At 36.4% G+C, this 12181-nt stretch carries 13 protein-coding genes and 1 CRISPR repeat array (1 of these 14 cut by a window edge); of the genes, 1 reads left to right on the forward strand and 12 read right to left on the reverse strand.

All coding sequences use genetic code 11. The annotated features are described in order from the left end of the window. Nucleotides 1-10: 10 nt before the first annotated feature. The 6 genes from phrB to D1094_RS15540 form a co-directional block, all read right to left on the reverse strand. Nucleotides 11-1405 (reverse strand): deoxyribodipyrimidine photo-lyase, encoded by a 1395-nt coding sequence (gene phrB / locus D1094_RS15515; protein WP_118961024.1) that lies wholly within the window; start codon nucleotides 1403-1405, stop codon nucleotides 11-13. An 82-nt stretch (nucleotides 1406-1487) separates the two neighbouring features. Continuing rightward, nucleotides 1488-2447, reverse strand: coding sequence for a DUF523 and DUF1722 domain-containing protein (locus D1094_RS15520; protein WP_118961025.1), 960 nt, complete (start codon nucleotides 2445-2447; stop codon nucleotides 1488-1490). 10 nt (nucleotides 2448-2457) lie between these two features. Then, a complete protein-coding gene (locus D1094_RS15525) occupies nucleotides 2458-3150 on the reverse strand; it encodes a ChrR family anti-sigma-E factor (RefSeq protein WP_118961026.1) in 693 nt (230 codons plus the stop codon). Beyond that, nucleotides 3143-3760: a sigma-70 family RNA polymerase sigma factor gene (locus D1094_RS15530; protein ID WP_118961027.1), complete on the reverse strand. Its 618-nt coding sequence runs from the start codon at nucleotides 3758-3760 to the stop codon at nucleotides 3143-3145. The genes D1094_RS15525 and D1094_RS15530 overlap by 8 nt, the downstream gene beginning before the upstream one ends. 75 nt (nucleotides 3761-3835) lie before the next feature. Continuing rightward, nucleotides 3836-4429: an LON peptidase substrate-binding domain-containing protein gene (locus tag D1094_RS15535; protein WP_118961028.1), complete on the reverse strand. Its 594-nt coding sequence runs from the start codon at nucleotides 4427-4429 to the stop codon at nucleotides 3836-3838. 96 nt (nucleotides 4430-4525) lie between these two features. Beyond that, nucleotides 4526-6319 carry a fasciclin domain-containing protein gene (locus tag D1094_RS15540; protein WP_118961029.1) on the reverse strand — a complete coding sequence of 598 codons (1794 nt, stop codon included), beginning with the start codon at nucleotides 6317-6319 and terminating at the stop codon, nucleotides 4526-4528. A gap of 192 nt (nucleotides 6320-6511) precedes the next feature. Here D1094_RS15540 and D1094_RS15545 point away from each other — a divergent pair, with 192 nt between their 5' ends. After that, nucleotides 6512-7438 carry a TIGR01777 family oxidoreductase gene (locus D1094_RS15545; protein ID WP_118961030.1) on the forward strand — a complete coding sequence of 309 codons (927 nt, stop codon included), beginning with the start codon at nucleotides 6512-6514 and terminating at the stop codon, nucleotides 7436-7438. A 10-nt stretch (nucleotides 7439-7448) separates the two neighbouring features. Here the strand turns inward: D1094_RS15545 and D1094_RS15550 are convergent, their stop codons facing one another. From D1094_RS15550 to D1094_RS15575, 6 genes are all read right to left on the reverse strand, one after another. Beyond that, nucleotides 7449-8012, reverse strand: a complete 564-nt coding sequence (locus D1094_RS15550) for a DUF3833 domain-containing protein (protein ID WP_118961031.1) — start codon at nucleotides 8010-8012, stop codon at nucleotides 7449-7451. Beyond that, nucleotides 8005-8562: a chalcone isomerase family protein gene (locus D1094_RS15555; protein ID WP_118961032.1), complete on the reverse strand. Its 558-nt coding sequence runs from the start codon at nucleotides 8560-8562 to the stop codon at nucleotides 8005-8007. Before D1094_RS15555 ends, D1094_RS15550 begins: the two co-directional genes overlap by 8 nt. Next, on the reverse strand, nucleotides 8555-9046 hold the full coding sequence (locus D1094_RS15560) for a DUF2878 domain-containing protein (RefSeq protein ID WP_118961033.1): 492 nt from the start codon (nucleotides 9044-9046) through the stop codon (nucleotides 8555-8557). Before D1094_RS15560 ends, D1094_RS15555 begins: the two co-directional genes overlap by 8 nt. 294 nt (nucleotides 9047-9340) lie before the next feature. Further along, complete coding sequence (locus D1094_RS15565) at nucleotides 9341-9589, reverse strand: DUF3297 family protein (RefSeq protein ID WP_118961034.1); 249 nt, start codon at nucleotides 9587-9589, stop codon at nucleotides 9341-9343. A 249-nt stretch (nucleotides 9590-9838) separates the two neighbouring features. Continuing rightward, nucleotides 9839-10339, reverse strand: coding sequence for a type II secretion system protein (locus tag D1094_RS19065; protein WP_182440214.1), 501 nt, complete (start codon nucleotides 10337-10339; stop codon nucleotides 9839-9841). Between the two features lie 56 nt (nucleotides 10340-10395). Further along, nucleotides 10396-10938 (reverse strand): DUF4287 domain-containing protein, encoded by a 543-nt coding sequence (locus D1094_RS15575; protein ID WP_118961036.1) that lies wholly within the window; start codon nucleotides 10936-10938, stop codon nucleotides 10396-10398. Nucleotides 10939-11174: 236 nt separating this feature from the next. Next, nucleotides 11175-12181: a CRISPR direct-repeat array (repeat unit 28 nt; unit sequence TTTCTAAGCTGCCTGTGCGGCAGTGAAC); it runs 641 nt beyond the window's last position.

The following is a 12181-nucleotide window of genomic DNA, read 5'->3' on the forward strand; positions in this document are numbered from 1 at the left end:
CATGTACGTCTTAATGCTTAAAAAATGCTATTGCTCGCTGTCTTGCAAATTTATGTTCAACTATTGCTGGCCAATAGGTGCTTAAATTTTCTTTAGCGAGGTAAACGTGTGGAAAATGTATAAACTTATCCGGCACGTTAACTAGCTCTGGTAAATAAGTACGTATGAACTCCCCGTTAGGATCAAATCGCTCACTTTGTCTAATCGGGTTAAAAACTCTAAAGTAAGGCTGTGCATCACACCCGGTACTGGCAGCCCATTGCCAGCCACCATTATTTGCAGCAAGATCACCATCAATAAGTTGCTGCATAAAGTATTGTTCCCCCCAGCGCCAATCAATCAATAGGTGCTTTGTTAAAAAGCTCGCAACGACCATTCGTAACCTATTATGCATCCAGCCAGTATGCTTTAGTTGTCTCATCGCAGCATCGACTATAGGATACCCCGTTTTACCTTGCTTCCATGCTTCAAATAGCACCATATCATTATGCCAAGGCATATTATTGTAATTACGATTGAATGCTTGATGCTTACAAAGTCTTGGCTCGTGATATAACAAGTGTCGATAAAACTCACGCCATATAAGTTCATTTAGCCAAGAAAATGACTTACTGTCAGGCGAAATTAAAACATCAGGGTGTTGGTTGATTAGCAGTCTTAAAATATACCTAGGGCTAATTGCGCCAGCCGCTAAATAAGGGGAAATACCCGAAGTGCCTTTTATCGAAGGTATATCTCTATACTCTTGATAATCTAACAATTTTTCCTGTAAAAAACGGGGTAACGCTTCTTTTTCATACTCTGTAGATAAAGGCCAAGCACTCGTTAATGAATTTTTTTCATCGTCACTTACTTTCTTAACATTGTCTGTAGAGTTATTTGTTGACACTAGAGCGGGTTTACCTAAATATTCAAAACCAAACTGTTTAACATAAGCTAACCACGCGCGTTTAAATGGCGTGAAAACTTTATACATAGTGTCGGATTTTGTTAACACCTTACCTTTAGGTACAATGACATCTGACTCAAATAAGGTTAAATTGATACCCGATGCTTGAATATTAATATCACGCTGACGCTCATTAAATTCAACTTCACTATTAGCAACAATCTCTTTTATATTATGTTTCTCACAATACACCTTCAGGTAATGAGCTTGCTCTTCAAAGTTATTAACCTCCACTATAGATAACTCGATATCTAATAGTGCTAATTCATCGACTAAGGCAGATGCATGCCTTTTAATAAAGTCAATTTTACGTGCTGACCAATCATGTATTAACCATTGTTGCTCACAAACAAAAAAAATGGCCTTACCAGTACCTGATAAGCGCTTGTGGCTTAAATAGTACTGTAAGGCCGGGTTGTCATGTGTTCTTAGGTCGTTTCTAAACCAAAGTATCATTTAAATCCTTTCTCTTTTAAACACGATAGATCGTATTAACCTTTGATAATATTTTTCAGCTACAGGCTGAGATTAACACTCCCTAGTACGCATATCTTAATCTTAATTGCTCAGGGTAAGGTGATAAATAAGCTTGGTTAGCTAAATATTGTTTAGGGTGTTGCAATAAATAATGGTTAATTAACGTTAACGGTGCAATCAATGGAATAAGCCCTTCACGGTAGGCATTTATTTGTTCACTAAGCTCTTTACGTTCAATTTGATTTAAGTGTTTAGAAAAATAACCTTGGATATGAGATAAAGTATTAGCGTGCTTTTTACGCGTCGCGATAACTTTTAAAGCAGCCATTAACCCAGAAATATACTGAGAAGCTTTATCATCAAGTGCAACGTCATTATTTGCTAATAATTGGCCTAACTTTTTGTAAGCAATTAAATCATGACTCATCACTGTGTATTTATAATGACTATGAAATGTTGTTAATTTATGCAATGTCAGGCCTGAAGCCACTAATTTCTGCCAGTGCTTGTATGCATAAACGCGTGCAACAAAATTCTCTCTAATACGAGCATCATTTAAACGCCCGTTTTCTTCACAAGGAAGCAATGGATTAGCAGCCATAATTTCTTGAGCAAAAGCACCAACGCCAGTAGAAGCTAATGAATTACCTTCTGGGCTGTATACTTTCACACGCTCCATGCCACAACTTGGACTTTTAGCACAAAAAATATAGCCACTTAAGTGCTTAGTTAGGCTAGCCACTTTTTTACCATAAGCTTTCAGCGCATCTGTTACATCGCCATTACCATCGGGTTGAGACACTGTAATCATGTCGTCTTTTTTGATTAAACGAATAGTTTTACGCGGTATAGGTAAACCAATGGCAACTTCAGGGCAAAATGATTGATAAGTCACGTGTTCACTTAGCTCATTCATGCAAAAGGTAGAAGGTTTATTACTCGCATCAAAGCGAACTTTTTCACCCACTAAACAGGCACTAATACCAATAGTTAATTCTTTTTTATCAACAACATGAATCATGACCTACTCCTTAATAAATAAAACTACCGATAGGGTTTAATAACTTATTTATTCCCTTGGTAAAATGCAAAGCATCATTTGCTACCGTGTAGCATAAACAACCATGTTCAGATACCGGGTGATGTTGATGTTCACTGTTTAGCATAATGAAATCACCTTTAACATAGGTACCTTGCTCATCTTCAAAAGAACCATCAAGTAATAATGTTAGCTCAAAGCCCTTATGGGTATGCTCAGGCACCCCACCACCAGGCTTAATATGTAGTAAACTTGAATGAATTTCATCTTCATCAAGCTGAATACGTGAGCGAGAAAGTTTACCTATTTGTGCTGGCTTACCTAAAACCATATTATGTAGCGCATCGGGCAGTTTGTAGTTAGTGTCATTAAAGGAGATAAATTTATCTTCTTTCTCTTTAAGTACTTCTATCTCATCACTTGCCGTAATACCTGCAATCATGTCGTCAAAATCAATAGTAGCGATTTCATCTAAATCTTTTTCTTCATCAATAATAAAGCGATCTAAAAAGTTTGCTTCAAATTCAAAATTAGCTTCAGCGATTTGGTCTGTCAATTGACTTATTTGACGTTGGCATTCTTGGCACATGTCTGCATGTATTGCGATACCTGCTGATAATGAAGCGGGTAAATCACCATTGACAAACGATTGTAATAGCTCAAATGTAGGGTGATGTTTAATCATGGTTTTCTCCTAACTTCACTTTAAGCTTGGCTAATGCTAAGCGTAATCTTGATTTAATTGTACCTAAGGGCAAGTTTAATTTTTCGGCAAGTTGCTCTTGCGTCATCTCCATAAAGTAGAAGCCTTTTACAACTTCTCTTTGAGATTCAGGCAAATTATCAATAACGGCTTTTAAGTTCTCTGTTTCTAAATGATCTTCATAAGCATCATCATCACTTACTAAGCCTTCTGCGATCGGCCAAATATCATCACTTAAGTTATCTTCTTTGTTTGCCTTCACTTTTCTTAACATATCAAAAGTGACATTACGCATTACCGTATATACCCATGTAGTCGCTGCACCTTTATCTTGATTAAATAAATGTGCTTTTCGCCAAACGTTGCTCATTGTTTCTTGAACGACTTCATTTGCCTGTGCTTCATTAGGAAACTTACTACGGGCAATGCGGATAATTTTAGGTGCAAAGAAGTTAAACAAGTGAGTAAATGCTTGTTTATTTCTGTTTTCTGAGACAGCTTTTAACCAAAGGCATAGCTGTGGGTGATCTATTTCATCTGACATCTTAATAGATTTAGCATTTGTCTCTTTGCATAGCAAATTTGTTTGCATCACTTTAAGTACCAATTATTGTCAACTTGAACATTAATACGTGCTAATTTAAAAAAAGATCACATTATTTTAAATTTATTTATGAATAATTGATTCAACAAAGTTTTTGGCTTGGTTGAAATCTTGATTTCCAACAAATGAACTTTTTATTGCTAGGCTAACTGGCAACAACTCTAACCACCTTGCAACAATCCATGCAGGGTCTTGTGTCAATTGGCGCGAGTATAAATGCTTTAACATAGTATCTTCGCTCATAATGCCTGCTAGCATATCAGCCAAGTGTTCTGCGACCTGATGTTGGCTATATTGTTGCTGTGACCAGTGAGGGAAAACCTTCGTATTACAAAATTGTAATCCGTCTGAATTCATACTTACATCGTTTATCTTTACTAGCGATAAACATTTTACATCAACTTCTAAAATACCATCTTCTCCTTGGTTAAAGTCTTCGGTTTTAACAAGACTTCCCCAAGTAGCAGATGAGTTTTTTTGTGAGTCTTTAGGTAATTTAATGACAAATCCTTGCCCATTTGAAGCGATACTAATCATTTTTAAATATTTAGCTTCAAAAATTCGTAACCTAACTTTGCCCTCTGGTAATAAAAAAATTGCCAGAGGAAAAATAGGTATTTTAATTGCTTTGCTTGATGATTTAATAATGTCTTTCATAGTTATTTATACGAACAAAAGCACTTTTTTGATCAATGAAAAATGAAAAAAGCCCCTAAAAAGGGGCAATGTGCTTAGCGAGCTTGTTTTGTAAACTTAGTCAAGAATCACAGTGTCAATAACGTGGATTGTACCGTTACTCGTTTGAATGTTAGTAACCGTCACATTAGCACCACCAATCATTAACATGCCGGTAGTTTCATCAACAGTGATTTCCACTTGGTTGCCAGAAGCTGTTGTAATAGATTTACCATTTGCTGCATAAGCATCTAATGCAGATAACGAAGCACCACTTACAACATGTGATAGTAAAACATTTGTTAACGCAGCTGAGTCAGCAAGTAATGCTGATAAAGCATCTGAATCAATTTTTTCAAAAGCAGCATTCGTTGGAGCAAATACTGTAAAGGTTGCTGTTTCATCAGCTAATGTTGAAACAAGGTCAGCTGCTGATAGAGCGGCAACTAAAGTAGAAAAGTTATCAGGGTCTGCTAAAGCAACATCGACAATTGATTGAGAAGTCATGTCAACAGAAGACGGTGGTAAAATCACGTTATCAACCACATGAATTACACCGTTATCGGCCATTACATCAGCAGTACTTACTTTAGCGCCATTGATGAATAATGTAGAGTCAACAAATGATAGTGATACTTTAGTACCGTTAGCTGTTTCAGCCATGTTCATATCTGACTGAGCTAATGTAATAGCACCATCTGACATGACTTTTCCAGGGATTACGTGGTACAACAATACGCTTGCAAGCTGCTCTGTGGTTAAACCTTCTACTGTGCCTTCTGGTAATTTAGCAAAGGCAGCATCAGTAGGAGCAAATACAGTATAGTCTGAATCTAAATCAGCTAGTACGGTATCCAAACCTGTCGCCTGTAATGCCGCAGCTAAGGTAGTAAAGTTACCGTTGTTTACTGCAACATCAACTAAGCTCATCGAATTTGAAGGAATTTCAACATCACCAACAATTACCGCATCAATGACATGAATAATGCCGTTAGTTGTGTAGATATCTTTTACTTGAATATTAGCACCACCAAACATTAGCATGTCGGTCATGCTATTAATTTTTAATAACACAGACGCCATAGAAGCGGTTTCTACCATTGCACCATTTAAGCTATAAGCGGTAACTGAATCAACAGCGCTGCCCGCTACAACATGTTGTAAAAGGATGCTTGATAACACATCAGTATTTGCTAATAGTGTGTTAATTGTTTCTTCACCAATCATTGCAAATGCAGCATCTGTTGGTGCAAAAACCGTGTATGTTTCGCTTTCGTCAGCTAATACAGCATCTAAGCCTGTTGCTTGCAATGCAGCAACTAACGTAGTGAAATCGCCACTTGCAACGGCAGTATCAACAATATTGTACATTGGCTCTACCATATCTTCTGGCGGCAATAACACAGCATCAATAACATGAATAATGCCGTTATCTGTTTGAATGTCCGTTGCCGTTACGGTAGCGGTATTAACCAATAAACTATCACCATCTAATGATAGAGCAATTTCATCGCCATTTACCATAGCCGCTTTAGTACCTGCTAAACCAATAGCTGTTGCAGCGTTCACTTCACCACTAATTACATGGTAAGTAAGAATGTCTGATAAGGTATCGGTGTCAGCTAAAAGTGCATCGATAGTGTCTTGACCTAATAAAGCAAACGCTGCATCAGTAGGGGCGAAAACCGTATAAGACTGACTAGTATCTGCTAACGTCGAATCTAAACCTGTTGCTTGAAGTGCTGCAACTAGCGTTGTAAAACTACCATTACTTACAGCAGCGTCTACAATTGTTGTTACTGTAGGTGCTGCAGGCTCCTCAATGGGGGTTGTTTTATCATCGTCATCATTACAACCTTGTAAAAAAACCATACTCAGTGTTATTACACTTAAAACTTTAAAATATCTCACTTTGCTACCCTCTTTAATTAGTTACACCTGAACTTACGTCCTCAAAAATTAAAAGGATCAAAAAAAATATTAAATAAAAATTATAATTTTTAGAGTGAACTTTTCAGAAAAAGTGAACGTATATACTGAGTTATACAAAAAAAAGGAAATGTTATGAATTACCTTATTACCGGCGGAACAGGCCTTATAGGACGTCAACTAATAACCAGATTAATGACAAGCCCATCTGATGAGAAAGCTAACATTACGGTGCTTACACGAGATATTAATAAAGCTAATGCAAGTGGTAATAAAAATATTACATACATAGAAAAATTATCATTAGCGGTAATTGAATCAAGTGATGTTGTGATTAACTTAGCTGGTGAGCCTATTGCAGACAAGCGCTGGTCTAAAAATCAAAAACAACTAGTATGCAATAGCCGATGGCATATTACTCAAACATTAGTGTCTCTAATGCAACAAACGCAAAACCCTCCAACTATATTCATTTCAGGTAGTGCAATTGGTATATATGGCAGACAAAATAATTCCCCAATCGATGAAAGTTTCAGCCAATTTAATGAGGAATTTTCTAATACTGTTTGTGAGCAATGGGAACACATTGCTTTGAATGCACAAAGCGAAAAAACGAGAGTGTCAGTAATAAGAACGGGGATTGTTTTATCAACACAAGGAGGGGCATTAAAGAAAATGCTCACCCCATTTAAATTTGGTCTTGGCGGTAATATAGGGAAAGGGACACAAATGATGTCTTGGATACATATTGATGACATGGTGAGTGGCATAGTTCATATCATTAATAACGACACCTTAAATGGACCTATTAATATGACGTCTCCTAATGCGGTATCTAATGAAGAGTTTTCATCAACCTTAGCGACTACGCTAAAAAGGCCTTGTTTTATGGATATGCCATCATTTGTGGTTAAAACACTCTTTGGTGAAATGTCAGATTTGCTTCTTTTTGGACAAAATATTATCCCGAAAAAACTAATAGATAATGACTATAGCTTTGCCTTTGAAAACCTAGAAAGCGCGTTAAGTGATTTGCTAACTGAACCTAAGCCTAAAAAGTAAATAGCATGTGTTAGCTAAATGTTTTAGAACACTTAGCGTCACTTTGCTCTTTATCAAAAAATAGTGTGATATCAGCTAATTTAATACCAAACTTAGACATTGAGGTTTTATTCATTACTCGATGGTCGTCTATTTGGTACATCCAATCATCCATCGAAACTTGATAAACATCATCATCTAATGTCAGCAATAAGTCATACTGAAATTGAAAAGCAAAGCCGCTATGTTTTCCTATAGCTGTACCCTTCACATCTTCTGCTGTTCCTAAATACTCACCATTATCTTGCTTAATTAATTGCCAGTTTCTATAACTCATTTCACCATCATCAAAATAAAACGTTTCAGCAAGTTTACCTTCATTGCCTTGCCACTGACCTATTATTTCCACACAAAAACGTCTGCTCACTTTTTTGTTATAATCTTGCACCATTCCCCAAGCAATAACATTACCATTGAAATAGCTTTTTATATCAAACGCTTTACCTGAAGGTTGATACTCATTTATATCGGTAGAGCAACTAAAGATAAATGGTATAAATAATGATATGAATACTACTTTAGTTAAGTTATTCATCAGCAACCCCTCCTAATAACTCATCTCTAAGAGAAGGCTGACTTGTTTTCTCCGATAACCATATATCAATAAATAATTGACCAAAATTAGGATCATCAACAAGCCCAACAAACTGATTATTAAAGTAAAATAAACTTTTATCTTTCTCCATTAGCAATGCAAGGCTGTCACCTTTCATTATGTTAGGCCAAATAGTGTTAAGTTCATTGATATAATGCTTATAATCGTTTTCATCTAAACCTATATGCTGCCATTGCTCTATGGTTTTATCGATAAGATCTTTGCTAGAAATATCTGCTAAATATTGAATTTGAAATATCAACTTATCGCTATCTTTGCCTATAGGATAATTGCCTGATGTCGTCATTAACTTACTGGTATAAAGATCCCAAAATAACAAAGAGAAGGTAGTTTGCCCTGTTTCAATAAAACGTTCCTTTTCAATAACATTATTCAGATTAAAAACCAGTCTACTTTCTGAACTGTTAGTTTGAAACGCAGTAAAAAATGTCAAACTTAGTACAAAAATAACTGAAATTTTTTTAAGCATTATCTCTTTCCTCTTTTATTAAATAACTCTTTAAATAAAAAATAAAAACCATTAATACACTCCAAATCAAACCAAGATAAGCGTAAGTAATCACCTTGGGCAAACCAAACTCTACCGCTTCGAGCTGATAACCTGCGACATAACTTAACGGGGCAATCAAAGCACCCACCAAAAACTGCAGGGTTATAGAAGACTTGAGAAACTGTAAACTATGACAGATAGTTGCGGCGAAACTAATCCAAAGCACAACCAACCAAAGAGGAATGTATTCATGTTCCTTAAATATAAAGATGCTATACCACTGCAATGCAGAATCAATAATAACGCCAATCACAGTGATAACTGCTATTAATAACAGCTCGTTTTTAACCTTAGAAAAATAAATAATATGCAGGCAAATCAATAAAGCAGCGCAGGGAATAAATGCATTCCCCCACATCACTAAACCAAACCAATTTATATTAAAGCCAATAAGGTTATACAAACTAAATACTCTTTATACGTGTTAATAGTTTATACGAAGAATTTTCGCACTTAGATCATATGAGAATAACTAAAGGGGAGTAACTAAAGGGAATAACAAAGAAGGTTAACTAAAAAAACATTTTACTAACATGCCAGAAACGGTGATATCGAAAATACAGAAACAGATAATTGCTTAAAAAACATATAAAAAAGCGGAATATCAAATATAATTTATTCCGCTTGGGAGGTTGCTAATTCTCGACTAAAATCAAGTTAAGTTAAATTAAATTAAGTCAACTCAGATAAAGTAAAGTTAGCTATAAAAAGCTTCAACCTTTCCTTTTAGTTTAATTAACATTGGCTGTCCTCGACGATCTAGAGACTTAGGTGACGGTATTTTTATCCAGCCTTCACTAATACAATATTCTTCAACATCAGTACGCTCTTTTCCGTTTAACCGAATACCAACATTGTGCTCAAAGATTTCGGCTACATAATGCGGACTACGAGGATTTCCAGAAAGTCGGTCAGGTAAATTAGGTTGAGATGTAGTGTCGTTCATAATTTTGACTCAAATTTAAATAAAAGTACGCTATTGTAAATAATAAAGATTTTTCGCTCAATAGTTTACTTCTGCTTAAGCTCATAGCAAACCATTTAGCTTTTTTTAAACACTATATTCATACGCTTTTATAGCTATTATCTTGCCAAGATTTAAAGTTACCCCAAAATAAATAAAAGACAATCAACAAAGAGTTATTAAGCAAAATGTTTCAAGGTGGTTTAGGCAACTTACAAGTTTATCGTCACCTTAATGATTGATTATTACCTCACCGCTATTAGAGTCATAATCTACCGTTAAATTAACTTGCTTATTAAAAATGTAAGTACAAGTATTCCCGCCATTATATGTTGCTTCGAAATCGCTTGAAGAATCACCTTCCACCAAAGCATCTTGTGAGTCAAGAACCGCTCGCCAAACGTCTAAACAATCATTCTCACTGTTTAACGTTAAGCTAACACCTCTGGTATCTGCTGGATAACCTGCACTATTTACGCTTAAATCGCCCCCAGCAAGAGGATCTGATATCTTTATAAAATTCTGTACGGCTTTATTTTTACCACGGATTATCCAAGCGATATGGACTTGATTTACTCCACTTTTAAAAGCAGATGCAATACCAACAAATACAGCCTCTTCAGCCTCATCCGATAAATCAATAAATTTTGGTATTGCTGTTACGGCTAAAATCCCTAATATAACGATAACTACGATTAACTCAATTAATGTAAAACCATTTTTGTTATACAACTTATCATTCCTCAAACTAACAAATACCTACCTTAAATATAATTATTACGCTTTGATTATACTGAGTAGTCGTAAGCTTTTGACAACCAATTAATCACTTCTTCATCAACATCAGATACATTTTGCAGCTGTATTCTATGAGTACACATAGTACCAAATGGACCAGAGTGCTCTAGGCGACCTTGCACTTCTACCCCTTTAAGCTTCAAACCTAGATCTATTCTTTTTTTAGTTGCTGGTTTTATTAAAGCAAATTGGTTTTTTCGAATTAAACTGACACTCCCCTTCTTTGGGGAAATGACAATATCTGCTCCTAAGTTTTCCACAACAGAAAGTAGCAAATCATAAATTGGTTTTAATGATTCTTTGCCGCTGTATTGATTTAAAACTAAATCTTCAGGACTGTCACTTTTTTCTTTTGACAAGGTGACGATTGTATTTGCAAACCCATGTGTCACTCCATACTCGGTTTTCAAAAACTTAACTGCTAAGGAATGTTTTTCAAAACTTTTCGTTTTTAATATTTCTAGCCAATCTTCTAATTTTTTACCTGTTTTTACTGGCATATTTTCAATCATCGTTTGTAATGCTTTATCCATATACTTCACCTCTTGATTAAAAAAACACTGCCCTTATTAGTGGGCTAAACATGATAGTTAGCATAAGCGACGAAAGCACAAAAGCCAATGAATATGTCTACATGAATTAACACTAACACTCTTGAATGTTGTAAAACTGCATAGGCTTGTAAAAGACACTACTGCCTTAGACATGAGCAATAAATAATAACTGCGGCAGTGAACATCGCATCTTGGTTTTTATTATGCTCTTTAATTTTCTAAGCTGCCTGTGCGGCAGTGAACTTCAATCTGGTGCTGTAGCTCAACTCCTTTAATTTCTAAGCTGCCTGTGCGGCAGTGAACGCTAAAGTCGGTTTTGGTATCTTAACTATTGCTTTCTAAGCTGCCTGTGCGGCAGTGAACGAGGCATAATTAATCCTTAAGCACGAACAAGATTTCTAAGCTGCCTGTGCGGCAGTGAACTTCTACACTCCTCTATAAGCGTTGTGCGTAAATTTCTAAGCTGCCTGTGCGGCAGTGAACTTGGCTTAGTTGGAACTGCGTTAGCCGCTTTATTTCTAAGCTGCCTGTGCGGCAGTGAACTTTAACTTCATAATCATCGAGCATTACCATAATTTCTAAGCTGCCTGTGCGGCAGTGAACACGAACTAATCGTTCAGGCTTTTGTTGATTGCTTTCTAAGCTGCCTGTGCGGCAGTGAACAACTCGCCAACAAACGCCGTCATATTTGTAGTTTTCTAAGCTGCCTGTGCGGCAGTGAACCAAATACAGTGTCACTTGTTCCTAACCTGTTATTTCTAAGCTGCCTGTGCGGCAGTGAACGTTGATATTGATGCGGGTGTTTATATCAATGCTTTCTAAGCTGCCTGTGCGGCAGTGAACCGATTAACAATCTTTATTCTGCGCTTGTTGGCTTTCTAAGCTGCCTGTGCGGCAGTGAACCTAGACAAAGCAGAAAACCAAGAAATTCAAGATTTCTAAGCTGCCTGTGCGGCAGTGAACAGTTGATTTTTACTTTAATAATTAGCTTTGCATTTCTAAGCTGCCTGTGCGGCAGTGAACTAAAAGAGCTAGGCATAGCACAATACGGTACATTTCTAAGCTGCCTGTGCGGCAGTGAACAGACCATCAATAGCAATGAAATTGAGCTTAGATTTCTAAGCTGCCTGTGCGGCAGTGAACATGGCGTTCAATTTTTAGGGGATGGAACTAGCTTTCTAAGCTGCCTGTGCGGCAGTGAACTAAGCGACTGGATTGAGAA

Origin of the sequence: Colwellia sp. RSH04, assembly GCF_003545765.1 — a bacterium.
Lineage (GTDB): Bacteria > Pseudomonadota > Gammaproteobacteria > Enterobacterales > Alteromonadaceae > Colwellia.